Here is a 23,089-nt window from a genome sequence, read left to right as displayed (position 1 = left end):
CCGCCCCTGGATGCAAGCCGTAACCGGCCCCGCCCTTACAGCGCCCCCGATGCTGCGACGACGGCGCACAGCGTCAGCGCAGCGCCGCCGCGTCGGCGACAGCGCGACTGGCCACCGCCTCCAGCCCGAGAAAGGTCGGATTGGGGTGGGTGACGAGCCACGTAGGCACCGGTTCGAGATAGGCCCGGAAGCGGCCCTTGGCGCAGAAACGCTCGCGAAACTGCGAGGCCTGCAACAGATCAACGATGCGCGGGGCGATGCCGCCAGCGATATAGACGCCGCCGGTGGCGCCATAGGCCAGCGCCATATTGCCCGCCGCCTCGCCGAGCATGGCGCAGAAAATATCGACGGTTTCGCGCGCCACAGGATCGCCGCCAGCCAGCGCCGCCGCGGTGATCTCCGCATCGACGTGCAGCCGCGCCGGCCTGCCTTCAAGCGCCGCCAAAGCCCGGTAGACGTTTTCCAGGCCCTGGCCTGACACCATACGCTCCACCGACACATGGCCGAGGTCGGCGCGCAGCCAGTTGATCACCGCGTCGATGCGCGGGCTCCACGACGGCGCGTTCACATGCCCGCCCTCGGAGGCGATCACCAGCCCGCCGGCGTCGGGAATGTAGCAGGCGACGCCGAGGCCAGTGCCGGGGCCGATGGCCACCAGCCGGCCATTGCTGGCGACGCCAGGCCCAGTTGGCGGCGGGCTGTAGCTGACGCTGGCGTGCGGGCCGGTGATGGCCAGCAGATGCTCTCCCCGCAACAAGGGCAGCCCCCAGGCCAGCGCCTCGAAATCATTGACCAGCCGCACCCTGGCGAAGCCAAAGCGGGCGCCGATCTGCGCCTCATCGAAACGCCAGTGGCTGTTGGTGAGGCCGCCGGCGCCGCGTGACACGGGACCGGCGATGGCGATGGCCGCCGCCACCGGGGGCGCGTTACCGGCGCGCGTCGCCTGGAACTCGCTGAGAAATTCCGCAAGCGCGTCGTCGAAACTGGCGTAATCGGCCACGGCGAAGCGCCGCACCTGCCCGGCGCCGCCGCCGCCAGCCACGGCGAAACGCGCATTGGTGCCGCCGATATCCGCGAGCACGACTGTCGAGGCGGCCATGGAATATCCTTCTGTCATGGACACGAAACGCGCAGGCGCCAGTTCTGGTCCCTCACCCGACCCACGCTGGTTCCACGCTCAACCCATCATTGGCCAACACTCGGCCAACACTCGGCCAACACTGGGCCAATACAGGGCGATTTTGCAAATGCCGCCGCCAGCCCTGGCTGGGGGCGACCTGGCGCCGACCCGCCCAACGCTCCACAGCCAGCGCCGCTCGTTGAGGCGCGTTTGCACCCTGGTGGGGCAGACTGGCTGGGAGGCCATTTGGCGGCCCGGCTTGCGGGCCATCCGGCGCGACGTCTGGCGCAATTTTTATGCGGGGCGGCGGGCCGAAACCGGCTTTTGCCGCTTTCAGACATTGCAGGGCGGCGTGAAATCGCGGACAAAGCCCACCGGGAGGCGCGCTGGCTGCGGCCGGGCGCGCGTAATTGCGAGCGACTATTCCACGAGGACTAAAGCGCGATGGCAAAGATCAAGGTAGCCAACCCGGTCGTCGAACTCGACGGCGACGAGATGACCCGGATCATCTGGCAGGAGATCAAGGACAAGCTGATCCACCCCTATCTCGATGTCGATCTGCTGTACTTCGATCTCGGCGTTGAGCACCGCGACGCCACCAACGACCAGGTGACCATTGACGCCGCCGAGGCGATCAAGAAGCACGGCGTTGGCGTGAAGTGCGCCACCATCACCCCGGACGAGCAGCGCGTTGAGGAATTCGGCCTCAAGGAAATGTGGAAGTCGCCGAACGGCACCATCCGCAACATCCTGGGCGGCGTGATCTTCCGCGAGCCGATCATCTGCAAGAACGTGCCGCGCCTGGTGCCGGGCTGGACCCAGCCGATCGTCGTCGGTCGTCACGCTTTCGGCGACCAGTACCGCGCCACCGACTTCAAATTCCCGGGCAAGGGCACGCTGACCATCAAGTTCGTCGGCGAAGACGGCCAGGTGATCGAGAAGGAAGTGTTCAAGGCGCCGGGTTCGGGCGTGGCCATGGCCATGTACAACCTCGACGAATCGATCCGCGACTTCGCCCGCGCCTCGTTCAACTACGGCCTGGCCCGCAAATATCCGGTGTATCTGTCGACCAAGAACACCATCCTCAAGGCCTATGACGGTCGCTTCAAGGACCTGTTCCAGGAAGTGTTCGACGCCGAGTTCAAGGAGCGCTTCGACGCCCTCGGCATCACCTATGAGCACCGCCTGATCGACGACATGGTGGCCTCGGCCCTCAAGTGGTCCGGCGGCTATGTCTGGGCCTGCAAGAACTACGACGGCGACGTGCAGTCCGACATCGTGGCTCAGGGCTTCGGCTCGCTCGGCCTGATGACCTCGGTGCTGATGACCCCCGATGGCAAGACGGTCGAATCGGAAGCCGCCCACGGCACCGTGACCCGCCACTATCGCGAGCATCAAAAGGGCAAGGAGACCTCGACCAACTCCATCGCCTCGATCTTCGCCTGGACCCGTGGCCTCGCCCATCGCGCCAAGCTGGACGACAACGCCGAACTGGCGAAATTCGCCGCCACGCTCGAGCGCGTCTGCATCGAGACCGTGGAAGACGGCCACATGACCAAGGACCTGGCCTTGCTGGTCGGCGCCGACCAGAAGTGGCTATCCACCACCGGCTTCCTCGACAAGATTGACGAGAACCTCAAGAAGGCCATGGCCGCCAACTGATGCCGGAGCCCGATGAGTGGGACTCATCGGGTTGTGGCCAAGCCCGTGCGGCGCCTGAGCATTTCAGGATGCGGATGCGTCAGCATCTTCGCATCCTGGTATGAGGCTGCCCCCCCGCTTTCCTGCCGGCGCGAGGCGGCCACCGCTGCCTGCGACCGCCGGGCGGACCAAAACTGACAAGGCGCGACGCCCCGGCGTCGCGCTTTTTTTGTTGCAATCCCGGACACAAAATCGTGTGATTGTCACGCGGCAGGTTGACGCCGCATGCTGCCTGATTCGGGCGTCCCGCCGCGTTATCGCGCTGGTGATTGCAGCTCAAACAGGCGCCGCGCCCTCGCCGTCGTGGCTTGCCGTCGTGGCTTGCCGCCACGGCCTGCAGCCATGTCATCAGGAATGAGTCATGTCCAAGCCTGAGCGTCAGCCCGTCGTCATGTTGGTGGAAGATGAGCTGTTCGTCCGCATGACGACGCTCGACATGCTGGAGGATGCTGGCTACGCGGTGCTGGAGGCGTCGACTGGCGCTGAAGCGCTCACTCTGCTGCGCAGCGCCCCACACATCGACCTGCTGGTGTCCGACGTGGGCCTGCCTGACATGGATGGGGTGAGCCTGTATGACGCCTGCGCAGCGCAGCAGCCTGGCCTGCCGGCGGTGTTCGTCACCGGCTATGGCTGCGAGGATTTGCAGACCCAGGTGCAGGCCAAACCGCTGACCACGGTGCTCGCCAAACCCTACCAGCAGCGTGAACTCAGCCGGGTCATCGCCGAAGCTATCGCCCGCGGCGGCCACGTCAGCGCCTGATGCCAGAACCCTATGAGCGTGACTCATCGGGTTCTGGCTAAGCCCGTGCGGCGCCTGAGCATTTAAGGATGCGGATGCGTCAGCATCTTCGCATCCTGGTATGACGTGCGATTTTAATTTTCCGGGCAGATTGCAGAGCAAATTTCGCCATACGCACCATCATGCGCGGCGCTCGACCCATGCCACCCGGCTGATAGCTGGCGCTGCAGGCGACCTGCCCGGCGAGAGCCGATCTGGCAATGGGCGGCTTGCAACCTGCGCCGCCAGATGCGCGCCCCAAGGGAGGCGACAGTCTTCGAATGCCTGCATTGATCGCGCTGGCGCCCGCACGCGACGCCCAGGGCGCCGCAGGGGACGTCCTGGGTCATGGGCCCGGCTCCGGGCCCCGCGGGGCTGAACGATCAGGCCAGCGTGCTGCGCAGTTCCTCGAAGCGGGCGACCTGCTGCGGGTTCAGTTCGCGCTGCGCGTCACGGCCCACGAACACCTTGAACATCGCCTCGCCGTCGACGCTGATGAACACGATCGAGCACGAGCGACGACCGAAGAACGGGCGATCGACGAACCAGATCGAGTCGCAGCGGTCGGCGCGCAGATGGCCGCCCAGCGGGCTGTCGCCGTGAATATTGAAATAGCCGCGGCCATGCGAGCCAGCCGGGATCGGCGCCTTGACCTCAAACACGCCGTCGCGGCTGTGGACGATGAAGGTCACATCGCCCCACTGGGTCATGTCGGCCCACAACTCCTCGAAGCGGCTCGCCGCCACCGGAACCGCCTGACCTGCAGGCAGCGCGCCCAGCACCGTCTTCATCGACAGCTGGTGCTTTTCCACCAGCGCCTCGAGCACGCCATCTGGCTTCTCGGCGATGTCCGCCTTCAGCGCCGCGATCCTGTCTGCTTCCGTCTGCACCGACATATGATGAACCCTTCTGCGCTACGACCGGCCATCAGCGCCTCATCCTGAGCCGCCACATAGCCGGTTTGTGGTGGTGGGCGACCTCTGGTCCATGCGGGCTGCTCGCCGATGGGCCAGGGGCGCCAGGCCTTCAATCATGCGGCGCCTGCCGTCGCGCCACGGTCCATGAGACATGGCCGAAGGGCGCAAGACCAGGCCGCCACACGGCTTCGCTGGCCATTGATACCAGGATGCGAAGATGATGACGCATCAGCATCCTGAAATGCTCAGGCGTCGCACGGGCTTGGCCAGAACCGATGAGTCATACTCATCGGGTTCTGGTATGAGGCGCCATGGCGACGACTTGTCTCGCCTCATCCCTGCCCCAGGGACATGACCCTGACGACGGGGACGCGTAATGTCGCCCCGTGTCCGACGCTTGCAATGAGGCGTGGACGAGAGATCAGGGCCGTCTATGACATGCCGGCCCCACATAACACAACTATTGCGCGCCTGATCACAGCAAATCAGGACCAACATCGCGCTTTCGCAAGGCTGTTTGTGGCTGGGGCAGCCATTTTGGAATAATTCTACAATAGAATTACTCCAGAATACTTCACCCCTGACCGCATGACCCGGAGGCGACGACCTGACCCGTCGCCGCAGCGCCAGGGCAAGCCGGGCCAGGAAAAAACCGGGCCCAAACTGGCTGGGTCAGAGCTGAAACGCCGCGCTGGCGCCGCGTGCGCCGCGACATGCAGGAGAAGGACACCCATGGCATCCGCCCCCACCCGCCGGCTCGCCCTTGCGCTAGGCATTTTCGTGCTCGGCCTCGCCGCCATCGCCGGCGGCCTGTTCGCCTGGCGGCAGATGCAGGATGACGCCGCGCCCGGCGTCGGCGGCCCGTACACCCTGACCGACCAGAATGGCGCGAGAGTCTCCTCAGCCAGCCTGCGCGGCCAGCCCTATCTGCTGTTTTTCGGCTTCACCCACTGCCCCGACATCTGCCCGTCGACGCTCTATGAGGTGTCGCAGATGTTCGAGGCGCTCGGCAAGGACGAGAAGGTGCGCGCCGTCTTCGTCACCGTCGACCCCAAGCGTGACACCCAGCAGGTGATGAAGGATTACCTCGGCAGCTTTGATCCGCGCATCATCGGCCTCACCGGCACACAGCAGGAGATCGACGCCGTCACCAAAGCCTTCCGCGTCTACGCCCGCAAGGTCGAGCAGAAGGACACCGATTACACCATGGACCACACCGCCATGGTCTATCTGATGGATAAACGCGGCCGTTTTGTCGGCGGCTTCAACCTGAAACGGCCGCCGGCAGAGGCTGCGGCGGAGTACCGGAAGTATATGTGAGCCGGCCCGAGCGCGACGAACGCGCCACCCCATGGGTCGTCTTGTTCCAGCGCGCCGGATGGCGGATCTGCTCGATGAGCGCCCGCCACGCCGCCAGCGACACCAGCAGGTAGTAGGCTGGCAGTAGCGGCGCAGCCAGCAACAGCCGCCAGCCGCGCCGCCGCGCCCCAACGAGCAGCGGCGCCGCCAGCGCAAGGGCGCCAGCCGCCAGCACCGTCGCGGCGAGGGCGAGGCTGGCGCGCGCCTCGAGCCCCGCTTCGGCGAGCGGCGGCATGGCGTAGAGCCGCCATCCCAGCGCCAGCGTGAACAGCGGAAAGCTGAGCGCGCTGGCCAGAATGCCGATGCACTGGCCGAAGGCCGCCCAGCCATTGAGCCAGCCCAGCTCGCGCCACAGCGTCGCCGGGGCGCGCGAGTGGGTGATCGCCACCTGCATCCAGCCCTTGAGCCAGCGGGTGCGCTGCTTCAGCCACGGCCGCAGGCTGACCGGCGCCTCCTCCATCGTGGTTGAATCCAGATCGCCGACGCGCCAGCCGAGCCGGGCGAGGCGCAACCCGAGATCGGCGTCCTCGGTGACGTTAAACGCGTCCCAGCCCATGGCCTGGCGCAGTGCGGCGGTGCGGAAATGGTTCGAGGTGCCGCCCAGCGCGGCGGGAAAGCCAAGCCGCGCCAACCCGGGAATGATCGCATCGAACAGCGCCGCATATTCCAGCGCGAAGCAGGCCGGCAGCCAGCCGTCGGCCATATTGTCGATGGCCAGCCGGGCCTGCAGGCAGGCGACGTCCGGATCGGCGGCGGCGAAGGCGGCGGCGGCCTTGCGCAGCTGGTCGGCGTCCGGCGCATCCTCGGCGTCATAGATGGTGAGGCAGGCGCCGCGGGCGAGATTGAGCGCGATATTCAGGGCGCGCGGCTTGGTGCGCGGCGCGCCATCCGGCGCCACGATAATCCGCACCCAGGGCGGCGCATCCGCCGCCGCAAAAGCCGCCCGCGTCGCCAGATCTTCGGCCTCAACCACGATCATCACGTCGAGATGGGCGCGCGGATAGTCCAGCCGCGCCAGCGACTGCAGCACATGCTGCGCCATATTGGCCTCGCCATAAACGGGCACGATCACCGTATATATCGGCCATGCGACGCTGCCCCCAGTCGCCATGTCGCCCGCCTCATCGCGCGTTGCCTGAGGCATGCGCTGGACCGCCTTCTCCGGGGGCGCGTCGCCTGGCCGACAGCGGGCGTGAGCGCTGGCCGCCGGTCGCGATATTGCCTCAGGGCGCGGGACGGCGCCCAGGGCTTTGCTGGCGGGGCTGGCGGGGCTGGCGGCGCTTAACGCCGCAAAGGTCGCGGCCAAACGAATGGTCGCCTGGCTGAGGAACACCACCGCGAACATTGCCGCCAACGCCAACGGCGCCAGCACCGCCAGCATCGCGCCCAGCGCCAGCACTAATGCAAGCCCGATCATCTGGCCAGCGGTCAACCCGTCGCGACACGACAGATCCGGCCGCACATCGGCCAGGCCATGGGCTGCGGCGTCGGCGACCAGCGGCGCGCTGGCCCGCAACGCCGCAGCCGCCAGCGCCTCGGGCGTGACAATCAGCGCATGGGCCAGCCCGTAGGCCTGGCCTGCTGGCGCCGTCCACAACGCGTCACCCTCCTCAGTGGGTGACCCGATGGGACCCGCAGCCTGGGGCGCTTCTGCAACCAGCGTTGTGGGCAGCCCATCCAGGTCGCCCTGTCCAGCGACAGACGTCGCCTGCTGGCCGACGAACTGGTCAAGCCTCTCGCCGAGGCCCAGAGCGCCCAGCCGACGCCGCGCCGCCAGCAGGCCGGCCAGCGCGTCGCCCTCGGGCGCCAGCGCAAACCGGCGTGCGCCATCGCCATCACGCACCGGCAAGATCCCTGCCCGCAGGCAGGAGCCAACGGGCCCGACAGGTTCGGCGCTGAGTTCACCACGCGCCAGCGCCCCGGCGGCAAAGGGCAGGTCCAGCTCCTGGGCAAGCGCCCGATAGAATGCCTCCGGCGTCATGGCGCCTGTAGCAAACAGCGCCGCCTCAGGCATTGCCCCGCAACGCCGCGCCTCATCCGCCGCTGCGACCAACGCCGTCACCCCGACCCCATGGCCAATCAGAAAAGCCAGCGCCGCCGGCAGCGCCGCCCGCCCTGCCGCGCCAGCGGGCAGCGCGGCCATGGGGGCGGTGGCCTCGCCTTGCCAGCAGGCCACGACGCCCGCATCATCTTGCAAGGCAGGCCGGCCGCCGGTCACCGTGAGGCCCGGCCTGTCAGGCCAGGGCGATGCGCGGGCCGCGTGTGGTCGCTCCAGCGGTCGCTCGTCGGGCAAGGCCCAACTGCGGGCGCCAGGCGGCGTGTGTGCCGGTGCTGACGGCGCGCTCCCGGTGCAGATGGGGTCGCCGGGCAAGGGCGCAACGGGGACGACGACAGTCATGATGCACCACGCAGGCGAGGCGACAGGTATAATGGCGAACGTCAAACAATATTCCACGCGGAATATGATCTATTTGCAACTATTTATTTCTGTTTTGTATTTATGCGGATATGCGCTGTTATTTCCTTGCCGGCACGCCGCGCAGGCCGAAACATCCCCGAAAACAGAAGCGAAGGTCGCCATCCCTGTCCTCGGCGACATCAACGCCCGGCTGGAACGCCCGGAGATGAGCGGCTCGGGCGCCATCCGCTTCCTTACCGAGGATGGTTTCGCGCCGTTCAATTTCCTCGACGCCGCCAACCAGCCAGTGGGCTTCGCCGTCGATCTCGCCCGCGACGCCTGCACCCGCCTCGGCACCACCTGCACCATTCAGGCCCGGCGCTATGACCTGCTGCTCGACGCCCTGGCCGAGGGCAAGGGCGATGTGGTGATCGCCGCAGCCCCGCTCACCCCCGAGCTGCTGGAGCGCTTCGCCGTCACCACCCGCTACATGCGCTTTCCTGGCCGGTTCATGGCGAAGGGCGCGGCCCCGGCGCCTGGGACGCCAGGCTTTGCCGGCAAGACCATTGGCGTGGTGGCGGGCACGGCGCATGAGGCCTGGCTGACGGCGCGCTTTCCCGCCGCGCCGCGCAAGACCTACCCGGACCTTGCGGCTGCGGGCGCTGGCCTGATCGGCGATGAGGTGGAATATGTCTTTGGCGATGGCTTCCGCATGAGCCAGTGGCTGCATGGCGCGCGCGCCGGCAATTGCTGCCAGTTCGCCGGCGGCCCCTATCTCTCCGACGCTTTTTTTGGCGAAGGCGTTGGCTTTATCGTGCGCCGTGATGACGCCGCGCTGCTTGCGGCGCTGAACTACGCCCTGCAGCAGGCCTGGGCGGATGGGCGCTATGAAGAGCTCTATCTCAGATATTTCCCGGTCAGCTTTTTCTGATCCGTGGCCGCCATCGCCTTGACGCATCGCCCAGGACGCCACATTGAGAACGCACGCAGCGCCCAAGGCGCGGCGCCCTGACCGCACGTCGCCAAGGCGGCGCGCTGACTGACATCAAGGCCTGCGCCCCTCGCGCCGGCCGGAACAACCGGTAGCTCCATGACCTCGTCCGCTTTCGACCCGCAACTGGTGGAAGCCGCGCAGACCTCGTCCGCATGGCCCTTCGAAGAGGCGCGCAAGCTTGTCGCGCGTCGCGAGGCTGCGGTGAAAGCTGGCAAAGACAAGGGTTATGTGCTGTTCGAGACCGGTTATGGTCCCTCGGGCCTGCCGCATATCGGCACGTTTGGCGAAGTGGCCCGCACCACAATGGTGCGCAACGCCTTCCGCCAGCTGACCAATGACAGCGTGCCGACCCGTCTCATAGCGTTTTCCGACGACATGGACGGCCTGCGCAAGGTGCCGGACAATGTGCCCAATGGCGAGCTGCTGGCGCAGCACCTCAACAAGCCGCTGACCCAGGTTCCGGACCCGTTTGGCACGCATGACAGCTTCGGCGCCCACAACAACGCCCGCCTGCGCGCCTTCCTCGACAGCTTCGGCTTCGAATACGAGTTCATGTCGGCGACCGAATGTTACCGGTCGGGCCGCTTCAACGACACGCTGCGCCTCGTGCTGGAGCGTTATGACGCGGTGATGAAGGTGATGCTGCCGTCACTGCGCGAGGAGCGGGCCAGCACCTATTCGCCGTTCCTGCCGATCCACCCGGTCACCGGCCATGTCATGCAGGTGCCGATTGATGAGGTGAAGGCCGACACCGCAACCCTCGTCTGGCGCGATCCCGTGAGCGGCGAGGTGTTCGAGACCTCGGCGCTGGATGGCCACGCCAAGCTGCAGTGGAAGCCGGACTGGGCCATGCGCTGGACGGCGCTCGGCGTCGATTATGAAATGGCCGGCAAGGATTTGATCGACTCCGTCAAGCTGTCGGGCCAGATCGCCCGCGCCCTCGGCGCCCAGCCGCCGGAAGGCTTCAATTACGAGCTGTTCCTCGATGAGAAGGGCCAGAAGATCTCCAAGTCGAAGGGCAATGGCCTGACCATTGACCAATGGCTGACCTATGGCGCGCCGGAGAGCCTCGCCCTGTTCATGTATGCCCGCCCGCGTGAGGCCAAGCGGCTGCACTTCGATGTCATCCCGCGCAATATGGATGAATATCTGTCGTTCCTCGACGCCTATCCGCGTCAGGACCTGAAGCAGCGGCTCGGCAATCCGGTGCACCACATTCACGGCGGCGTCCCGCCGGCGCCAGAGGTCGTCGCCCAGGCTGGCGCGGCGGAGGGCGACAACGCCCCGCGTCCGACGCAGATCTCCTTCGGCCTGCTGCTCAATCTCGCCGCCGTGGCCAATGCCGAGACCACCGAGGGCCTGTGGGCGTTCCTGAAGCGTTACGCCCCTTCGGCGGCGCCGGACACCCACCCGCGCCTCGACAGCCTGCTCGGCCTCGCCGTCCGCAACTTCCAGGACTTCGTCAAGCCGGCCAAGACATATCGCGCGCCCTCCGACAATGAGCGCGCGGCGCTGGACGAGCTGTCGGCCCGGCTGGCGCTTTTGCCGGACAATGCCGACGCCGCCCAGATTCAGGATGTGGTCTATGAGGTCGGCCGCACCGTGCCTGACTATCAGGACTTCAAGGCCAAGGGCGCGACGCCTGAGCGCCCCGGCGTCTCCGGCGCCTGGTTCAACGCCCTGTACCAGATCCTGCTCGGCGAAGAGCGCGGTCCACGCTTTGGCTCCTTCGCCGCCATCCTCGGCATTCCCGCCACCATCTCCCTGATCCGCAAGGGGCTCGATGGCCAGCTGATCGCCGAGCATGAGGCCTTCCTCGCCAGCCGCGCCAACGCCAGCGACTGAGCCCGCGTTGGCTCCAGGTCAGCTGCCGACGCAGGTCCCATCTGCGTCGGCAACTGCAGGCGCTGATCGCAAAATCGCCACGCCTTCCGTTCAAACATCTCCATGCGGCCAGCGAATTCTGATCGATCAAACGTTTCCGTTTGATCGGAAAGCGCTCTAGGCTGGCTCGCACATCGGGCTTCGCCGAAGCCACGCAAAAGGACGTCCGGGCATGTTCCGTTCGATGATTTCACGCACCCTGATCCCTCTCGCAGGAGCAGCAGTTCTCGCCATGACCGCAAGCGCATCCGCTGAAAACGTCACCACCCTCGCCTCGGGCCTGAAGTACAAGGACGAGGTGGTCGGCACGGGTCCTGAGGCCAAGGCAGGCCAGAAGGTCAAGGTGCATTACACCGGCTGGCTCGATAACAACGGCAAGCCGGGCAAGAAATTCGACTCCTCGCGCGACCGCAACCAGCCGTTCGAGTTTGGCCTGGGCGCAGGCCAGGTCATCTCGGGCTGGGACCAGGGCGTCGCTGGCATGAAGGTTGGCGGCAAGCGCGTGCTGATCATCCCGGCTGAGCTCGGCTACGGCGCCCGTGGCGCTGGCGGCGTCATTCCGCCGAACGCCACGCTGATCTTCGACGTTGAGCTGCTCGGCGTGCGCTGATCGCGCCGCACGGCGTTGATCACCTGATCTGACAGGGGGCGGCTTTCGGGCCGCCCTTTTGTTTTGGCGTATCTGGCTTTGGCGTATGGCCGCCGCGCGCTACATTCCCCCATAAGCCGGTCGCAACCGGCGTTGCGCCGCCAGTCGCGACAGGGTCTGTGATACCAGGATGTGAAGATGCTGACGCATCCGCATCCTGAAATGCTCAGGCGCCGCACGGGCTTGGCCAGAACCCGAAGAGTCACGCTCATCGGGTTCTGGCATCAGCCCATAACAAGTGCGGCGCCATGGGAGAAAACGCCAATGTCCACGCCATTCCAGATCGGACCAGTCGACGTCGCCTTCGACGACCGCGTCGCCACCGTCACCCTGCGCCGCGACGAAAAATTCAACGCTTTGTCCGTCGAGGCCATCCGGGCGCTGCGCGACGCGGCCCTGCGGCTGCGCGACGACACCCACACCAGCGCCGTTATCCTCACCGGCGATCCTGTGTTCTCATCGGGCGCCGATCTGTCTGATAAAGGCCATCAGGCGGTGCGCGAGGCGCCGCTGCTGGAGAAGCGTGAGCTGCTGCGCCTCGCCCCCATCGCCTGCGCCGCCTGGGAGAACCTCGACCAGGTGACCATTGTCGCCATTGAGGGCTTTTGCATTGGCGGGGCGCTGGCGCTGGCCGTGTCGTGCGACTTCCGCATCGCCGGCGAGACCGCCCACCTGCGCCTGCCGGAGATCCCGCTGGGCTGGAACCTCAACTGGGGCGCGACCCCGCGCGTGCTCAACCTGATCGGCCCGTCGCGCGCCCGCCAGGCTATCCTGTTCGGCGAACGCATCTATGCGCCACAGGCGTTGCAATGGGGGCTGATTGACGAGATGACTGATGACGGCGGCGCGCTGGCGGCGGCGCAACGCTGGGCCCACAAGGCCGCCGCCCTGCCCCCCATCGGCATGCGCATGGCCAACCGCGCCATCACCGCCCAGGCCACCGCCCTCAACCACCTCGCCGCCCACGCCGACATCGACCAATACATCCTGGCCTCAATGACCGAGGACAATCAGGAAGCGATCAGCGCCTTTCTCGAAAAACGCGCGCCGGTGTTCCGGGGGCGCTAGGGCGCTTACCGAGCAACCAGATCCGTCTGGTCAGACAGAATACGCGCGCTGAATGGAGTGAGGAGCAGCAGCCGATCCCGAGAGATCGGAGCATGGTCCACTGGGCGGCTGCGGGCAGCGCGGCCGCCCGGTGCTGGGCCAATTCAGCGCCAGCGCAAGATGTCCGACAATTCGCGACGCCAGCACACCGCCCCGCGATATGATGCGCATCCGGGTCGTGTCGGCGGGCGGACGTATGCACGCGGCGCCATTTGTGCCCGCGCAGAGGCGGGCCGACGGATGAAACCATTCTCTCATGGCGGTTCGCCGCATGGCCCCTTCGACTGTCCTCGCCGCAACATCCAGCTGGACGCCAATCGATCGTCGCGGTCGCGTACCCTTGGCAAGTTGGTGTTAGAACCCTGGCCATCGATCCAATCGAACCGGCGCCACCTGTTCCAGTCGCAAACAGAGCGCCATAATTGACGCCAGATTGGAGTATGGGAGCGGCTTCGACGCTCAGACGCCATCGGACGCAATGCGACCGACGCGACGCCTCCAATCTGGGCCACAATACCCACAAAAAAACAGGCGCCCCCGCTCCCGAAACCATCATTTGGCCTGAAAGCAGCGAGACGAGCGTCAGAAATCTCGTCTGCTGCTCACCTGTCAAAGCAGCGGGCGCACAGCGTCCTGCGCATGATGACAAAATGTCCAACGGAATTCTGCAACACTTGATCTGGTCAACCACCTCTGCGATTCTGGGCGCGCTGACGAACGGTCATGGTGCAACACATTTAAAAAGTGTCGTGTGCGACGCAGTGCAGGAACGAAAACGGACCAGCCAGAATGGCGGCAGCCCCCTGCCGGCGAGAATTTCACAGGTCTGCGGACCAGCATAATGCTTAGCCAATGCATTCAGCATCACGGACATAAATTAAACGAAAATCATGTGTTGTCGGGCATAACCCGACACGAACCGGGCTTTCCATGAAAATTCTTATGACGAACAACACGCTGTCATGGCGTGGTGGAACTGAACTCTATATCAGGGACCTTGCCAGCGCCCTGCGTCACCGCGGCCACAGCGTCATCGCCTATAGCACTGAGCTCGGCCCTATCGCCGATGAGATGCGACAGGCGGGCATTGCCGTTGTCGACGACCTCGGATCGATCACCGAAACGCCTGACGTCATTCACGCCCACCATCATCTGGACGCTGCGGCGGCCGCCATGAGGTTTCCGGCCGCGCCAGTCGTCAATGCCTGCCATGGATGGTCGCCATGGCAGGAGGCGCCGCTGCCCCGCCCGCTCGCCACCCGCTATGTCGCCGTCAGTCAGATGACCCGGGAGCGGCTGGTCACGTCCGGCGTTCCGACGGATCGCATCGCCATCATCCCCAATTTCGTCGACACGGCGCGCTTCGACAAAGTGCGTCCGGCCGGCGCGCCCATCAGGCGCGCACTGGCCTACGGCAATCCGTGGCGACCGGGCGATCGCGCCCTTGCCGTCCTCCGGGAACGCTGCGTGGCGCGCGGCCTTGAATTTGAAGCCATTGGCGGCGGCATGGGCAACGGCACGGATTGTCCTGAGCGCCTCCTGCCGGAATTTGACCTGGTGTTCGCCATGGGGCGCAGCGCCCTTGAGGCGATGGCCTGCGGCTGCGCAGTCGTCGTCGCCGACCCACAAGGGATCGGAGGACTGGTCACCCCCGCCAACGTGCAAGCCATGGCTGACGCCAACTTTGGCCTCGCTCTGGTCGTCGGGAACCCCGTCACGGCACAGGCGGTCGGCGCATTGATTGACGCTGCCGGCGCCCACGATGCGGCAGCGGTGACCAGGCTGGTGCGCCAGCAGATGGACATTGGCCGCGCAGTCGCACTGTGGGAGGCGCAATACAAGCTTGCCCTGGAGGATGCAGCCCGTAGCAAGGATGACTTGATTGCAGGCATCCAGACCTATCTGATCCAGCAAAAGGGCAGAAACTATTCCTTTGAGCATCGGGCGCGCGTCGCGGAGGCGCAGGCAGAAACGGTGTCCGCTGAGGCGGCAAGCGCTGCCCAGGAAAATGAAGTAAAACTTGCCGCTATTCAGGAACAACTGGCGCAAGCCAGACGTGATCTCGACGCGGTCAACGCCTCCGCAGCGTTGATCGAGGCCTCACAGCTTGAGAAGTTCAACGCAACCCTGGAGCAGGCGCAACAGCAGGTTGCATCGCTTGAGCAGCGCCTGATGTCGATCTACGCAAAGCCGTGGCAGCCATGGGATCCCTATCTGAAACGGCTGATTGCCCGTGTTGTCGCGCGCGCGACGCGTCGGAAATGGCCTGCGCTCAGCGCCCGCTTCGTCGCCGCCGCTGAACGGCGGCATCCGGCCAGGCTGGTGAACGGCGCGACCACCACCGTTCAGACCCGCCCGACTGATCCCTACGGCATCGCCACGCAACTCATTATTGATCGTTATCTGACGTCTGGTCACATCACACGCAAACCGCTGCACCTGCAATTGGGCAGCGGCGCGCTGGTGCGCCAGGTGCTGGAAGCGGCGCCTGCGGACAGCGCTGGCCCTGTCGATGCACCGGTTGGGTTTTCCATCGTCACGCCCTATTACGCCCACCGCGACTACTTCGCCCTGTGTGCGGAGAGTGTGGCGGCGCTGGCCGTCCAGTCGCGCCAGCCATTTGAGTGGATCATCTTCAACGACGACCCGTCGATGCCCGACACGACCTTGCGTGATCTGATGCCCGAGGCGGCGCGCACGCGCGCGCGCATCATCTCGGACGGCGCCAACCATGGCATTGTGTATGCCCAGCAGACTGGCGTCGAGGCGGCTAACTATCCGTGGATCCTTTTCCTCGACTGCGACGATCAGCTGGAGCCAGAGGCGCTCGACACCGTAGCGCGCCATATCGCCCAACACCCTGGCTGCCGCTATTTCACGTCACTCATGACGGATATCGATGAGACAGGGACAACCTTGCGACAACGGCGGGCGGATGGCGCCCTCACCGACCTGTTTGAAGCAGGCATGATCGCCGGCCATTTGGTCTGCTTCCGCAAGGACCTCTTCGCAGACGTCGGCGGGCTCGACCCCCGCTTTTCTGGCGTTCAGGATTATGATTTCGCCCTGCGCGTGGCCGCGAAGGAGAAACTGCGTCGCATTCCATCATACCTCTACCGCTACCGCTGGCATGGGTCATCGCAATCGGTGGGCAAGAGCGCGCGGCAGGACAAGTTGGGCGACGAGGTGCGCGTCAATTTCCTGCGCAACCAGCTCAATGTGGGTGAGGTACAACCCATTTGCCGACACATGTTGCCGGACCACCCACGAACCTTGTGCGTCATCCGCACCCAGGGGCAGCGCATCGAGCTGCTTGAAGCAGCCATCGCGTCTGTCCTCGACCAGACGCAGCCATTCACGCCTTGCGTGGTCGTGCACGGATCGTCAGATATTTTTGACTTCGTCAGGACTGCGCTGCAGCCGCGCTTTGACGCTGATGCCTATCAGGCCATTGTCTTCCTGCACGCGCCCGACGTCGCCAAAAAGCGCGGCTATGCCTGCAATGTTGCGTTCGATTATCTGCAGGCCAATATTGCCGACTATCCGCTGCTGTGCTTCGTCGACGACGATGATCATTTGCTGCCCAGCTACGCCGAGCGCCTCATCCCCCTGATGCGCGCCACACGGGCTGATTTTGTATATGGATCGTCTAACGCATTGCCTCAGAATGGCGCGCCATTCACCCAGCATTCTGTGCTGCCATTCGTCGCCTTGCTCGGCGGTCCATTCATCACCTTCAACAGCTTCCTCGTACGTTCGGAAGCGATCGTGGCCGCACAGGCAAGGTTCGACGAAACCATCCACTACATTGAAGATTACGATTTCCTCGCCCAGCTGCTGGCGGCAGGCGTGAAAGCCGCCGCAACTTTCGACACCGTCAGCGAGTATCGCCTTATCGGCGACGGCAATTCCGGCGCGCCAAACGACCCCAAACACTACAGGGAATGCCTGAGGAAAGTGCAGACCCGTCTCGTGCAGGCCGCCGCACGCCTGCCCGATGGGTACTTCATGGGCGACGTCCTCGACTATCCCAGCCACCTGCGCGAGCCGCTGGGGCCGTCAGAGCTGGCGCACCTGCGCGCGGCCTATACTGTTTATGCAAGCCGGGGGACAAGGGCATGACGGCTATGAGTGGCATCAGCGTCGTGTTGCCGGTGTTTTTCCGCCGGGTATCTTATGCGCAAACCGAACTGCTGCGGCGCGCCCTCGAGTCGATCATCGATCAACGCTATCCATGCCCTATGGAAATCGTCCTGGTCGATGACGGCAGTCCTGATCCGGTCGAATCCATAGCCGGCCAACTTGGCTCCCTTGCGAACAGCATTCGCTGGGTCCGGCTCAAGCGTAACCTTGGCATCGTCGGCGCCCTGAATGCAGGCATCCGGGCGGCCCGGTATCCGCTCATTGCACGGATGGATGCTGATGACGTCTGGCGAACCGGCAAGATCGAAGCCCAACTCGCCCAGTTTGACGCCGACCCTGAACTGACCATCAGCGGAACAGGGATGACGCGCATCGGCCCATCGGGCGCTGAGCTGGACACGCACATCCGGCCTGGCGACTGGTCAGGCATTCTGCGCTTCTTCGTTGACCACGGCTGCCCGTTCCCGCACGGCAGCATTCTGGCCCATCGCGACATTTACATGCTGCTTGGGGGCTATCCCTACGCTGCTGAGTTCAGACACTGCGAAGACTACGCGCTTTGGTTCACGTGGCTGCGGTTTTTCAAGCCGGCCATGGTCGAGCAGTCGCTCTACCTCTATCGCGTGAGCAGCGATTCCGTGTCGGGCGTGCACGCCGAGTACCAGAGCGACGGCTCCACGATCATCCGCCAGCGGATGGCGGCGCTTGACCTCGCCGATACACTACCCAACGCCATGGATGAACTGGCGGACGCCCTGGGCGCCCGGCCCCATGTCGCCGGTCGGCTCAGCTATACGCTGTGGGCCCATCGCGGCGCCATGGCCATCCCGGAAGCCGCGCTTGAGCCTCTGGCGCGAATCCTGCCGGACCGTATGATCGTCCGGTGTGATGCGGCGCAGCCCTGGACCCACGCGCTTGGACTGCCCGAGCGCGACGGCCAACAGCTGTTAGCGTGTACAACGACTGATTTTTAGCCTGCAGCCCCCTCCGACATCCATGTCGGAGGGTTTTTTTTGCTTCGGTCAGGCGCGTGACCCTATAGCAGATCGCGGAAGCGTCAGCGTCTGCGCCGGCCGAACTGCTCACGCGCTGCGGGCCACCGACACGTCGACGCCGCCGCAATCTTCTGCATTCATCTCGCCATGACGGTCAAACAAATCGCCGACATGCTGGCGGATCTGGACGAGACGGGGCTGGTTTTCCAGCAGCGCCACAACCTCATCGATGCGCCGGGCGCCATAGCGCTCCACCAGAACGACCTGCGCCTGCTCCACGAGGGGCAGGCGACGCTCTGGGGAATAGCTCTTCGATTTGGCGTGGTGAATGTAAGTGTTGGTGGCGATGCGGAGGGCATAACCCTTGTTCACCGCGCGGAAGCAATAGTCGTTCTCTTCACCAAACCCACGCGGGAAGGCGTCTGCGTCGAAGACGCCGATGGCGTCCCACGCCGTGCGCCGGACCGCAAAACAGAAGCCGTGCACGAGCGGCGCGCAGACGGGCGTCCCATCGTCGAACGCCTCCAGGGCGGCGTTTACGTCGTCAGGCGTGAGCCCCGGCGGCAGGACATTGATGGCGGATTGACCGTCCTGACCAACAATGCCCGGAACGGACTGGTAGCTCGCCGCGTTCGACAGCGGCCCCACGATCGCCGTCCTGTCATCATGGTGCAATGCGGCGACCAGCTTGCGCGCCCAGCCGCTGGTGACAATGGTGTCACTGTTCAGGAAGATGATGACGTCGGCGTCGCTGGCCGCCGCGCCCATGTTCGCGGCGCGCGTATAACCCAGGGCGACATCGTTCCTGTGCACCGAGATGAACGCATGGTCTGCTGCAAGACCGACCAGGCACTGCCTGGTTTCCTCATCGGAACCGTCATCGACCACGATCACGCGCGCGTCCAGTTCCCGCTGCGCGATCACCGACTGAAGGCAGACCCTGACGTCGGCCAGCGCGTTGTGAACACAGACCACGATATCGACGCTGGCGGCGCCTGATGCGGCGGCCCTGTCCCCCACCCGCGTCATGTTCAGGCTCGTCGTGACGGCCTGGTCAATCCCGGTTGCGTAGTGTTCAAAATTGTTGAGCTGGATCGCGCGCGCAGCGCCGTGCCGCCCGCATGCCTGCCTGAACGTCCTGTCCAGCATTTTCTCCACGGCGGCGCATACCGCTGCGATATCCCTGTAGGGAACAAGCAGCCCGGTTTCACCATTCACCACCAGCTCGGGCAGCGCCCCCCAGTCGTAGGCGATCACGGGCCGCCCTGCGGCCATCCCTTCAAGCACCGTGCGGCCGAACGACTCCTGGAACCAGGACAGGTTCATCACCACGTCCAGCCTTGTATAGATATCCTCGGGACGATCCAGATAGCCGACCAGCCTGACATTGCCGGGCAACAACGCCGGCTCATCAGCGTATTGCCTGACCGCCTCGCCAGTCACCGGCCCGATAATCTCGAAAGACACGTCCGGATTGGTGATTTCGAAGTGGCGAGCCACCGCGATGAGGTCACTGACACCCTTCTTGTGCAAATTGCTGCTGATCATGCCGAACACAACATTGGTTGCGTCGCGCGCCGGAATGCTGGCGAAGGGCGCCAGATCAATGACGTTCGGCACAGTGGTCGCGACTGCGCCAGCGCCAAGACTGGCCCGCGTCGCGACCGAATTGGCCACGATGGCGTCGGCTGAACGCGCAAGGATTTCCGTCACCCCATCGCCATCCACGCCAGCGCCATTCTGCAGCTGAACATCGTGCTGCATCAGCTCCCTGAGATGCACGATCGATGGAATGTTGCAGTAGCGCGCAGCCTCGAGTGGGCCGCGCAACATGCCGGTATTGGCGTACACCAGATCGATGCCCCGCTCCCGTATCACCGCAACAATGTCTGCAACGCCGTCGAGGGATGTCTGTCCCCCCTCATGCCAACGCCGGTAGGGCAGGACCAGAAACGCATCGCACAACCCGAGGATCTGCTCCAGATATCCCGCGGCAGGCGCTTCCGGCAGCGCGACAGTCACATGGTATTCAGCAGCAGCCAGGGCGCGCAACACGTCGAGGAGCGACCGCTCGCCACCGAACACTGCGGCGCCAGCATGATGCCCGCACACCAGAATGCGCGGACGACCGGCGGCGCCGGCTCTGCGGCCCTCCACCGCGACAGGACGGGTGACATCGCCGTAGCGTCGCGACCAGAGGGTATCAGCGCAAGCCGCAAGGTAAGCATAGCCAAAGCGCGCGTCAGGCTCGAGATAGGTGCCCTCCGCCCATTCGTTCCAGGCGTTGACAAAGACAAGACGCTCCTCAGGCGCGTGACGCGACGCCCTGTCCAGCGAGTCCTCCAGCCAGTTCCTGAACAGGGATGGCGTCGCGTCGTGAATAACGTCACCCCAATCGGGCTTCCGGGCCGAGTTATCCCAGCCCATCATGACGCCTGGATGCACCACGCCATCACTGTAAGGGCGGTCAATCATGTTCTCGACGATCTCGTCGTAGCGGCGAACACGGCCAGACTTGCGCACTGCAGACACCGCCATTTCCGGCTGGATATCTTTCGCTCCCACACAATGGGGCGGGAACTCCGACAGGGCGTCGAAGCCAAACGCCTCATAATCCTTGAAGCCGAATGCGTTGGTCGCGATCAGATACAGGCCAGGGAAGCCCCAGCTCTGCGCCAGCCGACGCCATTCGCGCACCGTCTCCTCAAGATCAGGGATGATGCTGGGTCGATAGACGGAGAGAACCGGCTTTCCATCGATCCTGAAATAGCGCGCATCCTCCAGATAGGGGCGAATGTGCTCAAGGAAATTGCGGGAGTCTTCGAGCGAGTGATCCTGCGCGATCAACACCTCGCTTTCGCTGCCATCCCACCGCCGCGACCAGTTCTCATTGGCCCAGGACAGGAAGAACTGCATGTCCAGCGCCTTGTCTTCATGAAAGGCCCGGATTGGGAGTTCCAGCAGGGTTTTGCCGGCAAACCAATAGAAGTGGAAGCAGAACGCGGCGATGCCGTGGTGGGTCGCCAGTTCGACCTGACGTCGCATCACATCTGGAACGCGAAGATCGTAATAGCCGAGTTCACCCGGAACACGCGGTTGATAATGGCCCTCGAAGATCGGGAACGCCCGCGCCACATTACGCCACTCGGTAAACCCGGCCCCCCACCATTGGTCGTTCTCCGGGATTGGATGGAACTGGGGCAGATAATAGGCGACGAGCCGGGCCTCGCCTGCCGCGGCCTTGCCGATCCGGGCCTGGTTCAGCACACGGTGCTCATCGTGCGGCGCAGGCTTAACCGCATTGCCAATCCATTCACCAAACAGGTCAGCGTCAACCCGGTTCCCCTCGGGCAAGGCCGCGTCCGCGACGGTCTGGTCAACCGCATCGTCGCGCGTTGCGTGAAACGCTTGCGCCTCAGCGGCATGCCACGCGGCCCTTTTCTCGCGCGACAGGGGGTGCTTCAGCCGTCCAACGAGCAGACGCTTGCGCGCGGCCCGGCGCGCCTCCTGGTGGCGCACATAGTCGGCGAAGCCCTCGGTGCTGGCGGCAGACACCTGCGCCGCATACTGGAACGTATTCCTGCGCAGAAGCACCCACCACAGGATGGATTTGACGCGCAGCTTCGCATAACGCAACGCGTAGAATGCTGGAAACAACGCCTCCTGGGCGAAGGCTTCGAGCGGTTTTCCGCGCTCGGCCGCTGATGCCTGGCGTTCGCCAAGTTCAACCAGTTGCTGCCATTGGCGTTGATGCACATCGGCGACCTGCCTGATCACCGCGCCCTCAACGTCCTTGAGGCTTTTTCTGACGCCCGCCACGTCTGTCTGAACAGTTGCAAGCCGTTGCTTCAACACATCCATTGCCTGTTGGCGCACACGATCAACCTCAGCGCGCTGCCGCTGCAGTTCCTCGTATTTCTTCTTGTAATAGGCCAGATGCTCAGACGTCTTGCTGGCGTACGTCGTATGGGTCAGAACCGAGCCGATATTGACATCCAGGGCGGAATGCGACGCAATCGCAATGATATATCTTGGATTTTCGGTCGTTGTTGTCAGCGTGTAGGACTGGCCGTCCGCCGTCTCCCACAGCGCGGGCGGGGCCAACCGTTCCATGGGCGCCACAATGCTGCCCGTCACGCGCTCTTGCGCGTAAAACTCGATAAATTTGAAGCGCGCGTCAAGAATTTCCCTGAATTCCGCAGGCGTCAGCTCAGGCACATGGAACGGGTTATCGTAACCATCCTTGCCCGAATAGATGTTCTTGTTTGGCGACGAGATGACCAGCACGCCATCGGCTTTGAGCACCCGCCTGACCTCATCCAGAAACCTCTCTGCATCGCGCAGATGCTCGATTGTTTCAAACGAGACCACGACATCGAACGTGTCATCGGGAAACGGCAGGCTTTCCGCCGAGGCCTCCATAAAGCTGACGCCGTCCCGACCATAGCAGTCCCTGGCGAACTGGACTGTGTCCCTGTCGACATCAACGCCAACGACGGACGCGGCGCAGTCTCCGATCAGCGCGGCGCCGTAGCCCTCGCCGCACGCAACATCAAGGACATGCTTGCCAGCGCACAACTGCATCGCCGCCAGATAGCGATGATGGTGTGTATGCTGAATGCCGCCAGTGAGCGCGCTGACAAAGCGCTCTCCGGTGAAATTCATGGCTTTCGCTGGACTGTGAAACTTATGCTGCATGCACGCGACTCGCACGATCGGGGGTGGTGAGGGAAAATCTGCAACGGGCGAACGGTGCACGCGTTAGCGCCAACCGCCGGGGGCACACGCCGAGGGGCGGGCACACTGAAAGGGGCAGGTCGAATAAATGGCGGCGGCGCGGCGGCGCGCGCCCGGCATGGGCCTGCGCGCACCTGGCGCCCAACGCCTGCGCACATGGCCACAAGGCTGCGCGGGCGCCGCCTGTCGTGACGCCAGCGCCCCGTGTCCTGCCGTTGCATTCGCCCGACGACGCTTCAGCGCGTCGCCAGCGGACGACGGCGCGGCCCTCAAGGGGCGCGCTTCGGGCAGAGGGGTGTGCAGAAGT

Annotated in this window: 13 protein-coding genes; 9 read left to right on the top strand and 4 right to left on the bottom strand. The window is 64.7% G+C overall.

Annotated features, from left to right (window positions below):
• Positions 1-73: 73 nt before the first annotated feature.
• A complete protein-coding gene (gene glk, locus AC6A67_RS01980; protein ID WP_498034851.1) occupies positions 74-1,099 on the bottom strand; it encodes a glucokinase in 1,026 nt (341 codons plus the stop codon).
• Positions 1,100-1,564: 465 nt separating this feature from the next.
• On the opposite strand from glk, the gene AC6A67_RS01975 reads away from it, so the two are divergent.
• Both AC6A67_RS01975 and AC6A67_RS01970 read left to right on the top strand, forming a co-directional pair.
• On the top strand, positions 1,565-2,782 hold the full coding sequence (locus tag AC6A67_RS01975; RefSeq protein WP_498034850.1) for an NADP-dependent isocitrate dehydrogenase: 1,218 nt from the start codon (positions 1,565-1,567) through the stop codon (positions 2,780-2,782).
• Positions 2,783-3,182: 400 nt separating this feature from the next.
• Positions 3,183-3,581, top strand: a complete 399-nt coding sequence (locus AC6A67_RS01970; protein ID WP_498034849.1) for a response regulator — start codon at positions 3,183-3,185, stop codon at positions 3,579-3,581.
• 401 nt (positions 3,582-3,982) lie between these two features.
• Here AC6A67_RS01970 and hutX read toward each other — a convergent pair whose 3' ends face one another.
• The gene (gene hutX, locus AC6A67_RS01965) at positions 3,983-4,495 is read right to left on the bottom strand and encodes a heme utilization cystosolic carrier protein HutX (protein WP_498034848.1); all 513 of its coding nucleotides are present in this window, start codon (positions 4,493-4,495) and stop codon (positions 3,983-3,985) included.
• Between the two features lie 753 nt (positions 4,496-5,248).
• Here hutX and AC6A67_RS01960 point away from each other — a divergent pair.
• On the top strand, positions 5,249-5,836 hold the full coding sequence (locus AC6A67_RS01960) for an SCO family protein (protein ID WP_498034847.1): 588 nt from the start codon (positions 5,249-5,251) through the stop codon (positions 5,834-5,836).
• On the opposite strand, the gene AC6A67_RS01955 is transcribed toward AC6A67_RS01960, so the two are convergent.
• A complete protein-coding gene (locus AC6A67_RS01955; protein WP_498034846.1) occupies positions 5,781-8,018 on the bottom strand; it encodes a glycosyltransferase in 2,238 nt (745 codons plus the stop codon). The two genes, AC6A67_RS01960 and AC6A67_RS01955, sit on opposite strands and share 56 nt — an antisense overlap.
• Positions 8,019-8,499: 481 nt before the next feature.
• Between AC6A67_RS01955 and AC6A67_RS01950 the strand changes: the two genes are divergently transcribed.
• From AC6A67_RS01950 to AC6A67_RS01925, 6 genes are all read left to right on the top strand, one after another.
• Positions 8,500-9,204: a transporter substrate-binding domain-containing protein gene (locus AC6A67_RS01950; RefSeq protein ID WP_498034845.1), complete on the top strand. Its 705-nt coding sequence runs from the start codon at positions 8,500-8,502 to the stop codon at positions 9,202-9,204.
• A gap of 159 nt (positions 9,205-9,363) precedes the next feature.
• Positions 9,364-11,112, top strand: a complete 1,749-nt coding sequence (locus AC6A67_RS01945) for a lysine--tRNA ligase (protein WP_498034844.1) — start codon at positions 9,364-9,366, stop codon at positions 11,110-11,112.
• A 211-nt stretch (positions 11,113-11,323) separates the two neighbouring features.
• Entirely contained in the window at positions 11,324-11,761 is a 438-nt protein-coding gene (locus AC6A67_RS01940) for an FKBP-type peptidyl-prolyl cis-trans isomerase (RefSeq protein WP_498034843.1), read from the top strand.
• 303 nt (positions 11,762-12,064) lie between these two features.
• Positions 12,065-12,868 (top strand): enoyl-CoA hydratase/isomerase family protein, encoded by an 804-nt coding sequence (locus AC6A67_RS01935; protein ID WP_498034842.1) that lies wholly within the window; start codon positions 12,065-12,067, stop codon positions 12,866-12,868.
• A 969-nt stretch (positions 12,869-13,837) separates the two neighbouring features.
• Positions 13,838-17,029 carry a glycosyltransferase gene (locus AC6A67_RS01930; protein ID WP_498034841.1) on the top strand — a complete coding sequence of 1,064 codons (3,192 nt, stop codon included), beginning with the start codon at positions 13,838-13,840 and terminating at the stop codon, positions 17,027-17,029.
• A 5-nt stretch (positions 17,030-17,034) separates the two neighbouring features.
• Positions 17,035-18,024: a glycosyltransferase gene (locus tag AC6A67_RS01925; RefSeq protein WP_498034840.1), complete on the top strand. Its 990-nt coding sequence runs from the start codon at positions 17,035-17,037 to the stop codon at positions 18,022-18,024.
• Positions 18,025-18,132: 108 nt separating this feature from the next.
• On the opposite strand, the gene AC6A67_RS01920 is transcribed toward AC6A67_RS01925, so the two are convergent.
• Positions 18,133-22,710 carry a glycoside hydrolase family 99-like domain-containing protein gene (locus tag AC6A67_RS01920; protein WP_498034839.1) on the bottom strand — a complete coding sequence of 1,526 codons (4,578 nt, stop codon included), beginning with the start codon at positions 22,708-22,710 and terminating at the stop codon, positions 18,133-18,135.
• Positions 22,711-23,089 lie beyond the last annotated feature (379 nt).

Source organism: Camelimonas sp. FR25 (genome assembly GCF_059740505.1).
Note: the sequence above shows the minus strand (reverse complement) of the source record. Positions and strands in the feature narration are given on the sequence as shown.

Coding starts and splice junctions, on each gene's coding strand:
- glk (WP_498034851.1), bottom strand. CDS start 1,099: ATGGCCGCCTCGACAGTCGTGCTCGCGGATATCGGCGGCACCAATGCG.
- AC6A67_RS01975 (WP_498034850.1), top strand. CDS start 1,565: ATGGCAAAGATCAAGGTAGCCAACCCGGTCGTCGAACTCGACGGCGAC.
- AC6A67_RS01970 (WP_498034849.1), top strand. CDS start 3,183: ATGTCCAAGCCTGAGCGTCAGCCCGTCGTCATGTTGGTGGAAGATGAG.
- hutX (WP_498034848.1), bottom strand. CDS start 4,495: ATGTCGGTGCAGACGGAAGCAGACAGGATCGCGGCGCTGAAGGCGGAC.
- AC6A67_RS01960 (WP_498034847.1), top strand. CDS start 5,249: ATGGCATCCGCCCCCACCCGCCGGCTCGCCCTTGCGCTAGGCATTTTC.
- AC6A67_RS01955 (WP_498034846.1), bottom strand. CDS start 8,018: ATGGCCGCGCTGCCCGCTGGCGCGGCAGGGCGGGCGGCGCTGCCGGCG.
- AC6A67_RS01950 (WP_498034845.1), top strand. CDS start 8,500: ATGAGCGGCTCGGGCGCCATCCGCTTCCTTACCGAGGATGGTTTCGCG.
- AC6A67_RS01945 (WP_498034844.1), top strand. CDS start 9,364: ATGACCTCGTCCGCTTTCGACCCGCAACTGGTGGAAGCCGCGCAGACC.
- AC6A67_RS01940 (WP_498034843.1), top strand. CDS start 11,324: ATGTTCCGTTCGATGATTTCACGCACCCTGATCCCTCTCGCAGGAGCA.
- AC6A67_RS01935 (WP_498034842.1), top strand. CDS start 12,065: ATGTCCACGCCATTCCAGATCGGACCAGTCGACGTCGCCTTCGACGAC.
- AC6A67_RS01930 (WP_498034841.1), top strand. CDS start 13,838: ATGAAAATTCTTATGACGAACAACACGCTGTCATGGCGTGGTGGAACT.
- AC6A67_RS01925 (WP_498034840.1), top strand. CDS start 17,035: ATGAGTGGCATCAGCGTCGTGTTGCCGGTGTTTTTCCGCCGGGTATCT.
- AC6A67_RS01920 (WP_498034839.1), bottom strand. CDS start 22,710: ATGAATTTCACCGGAGAGCGCTTTGTCAGCGCGCTCACTGGCGGCATT.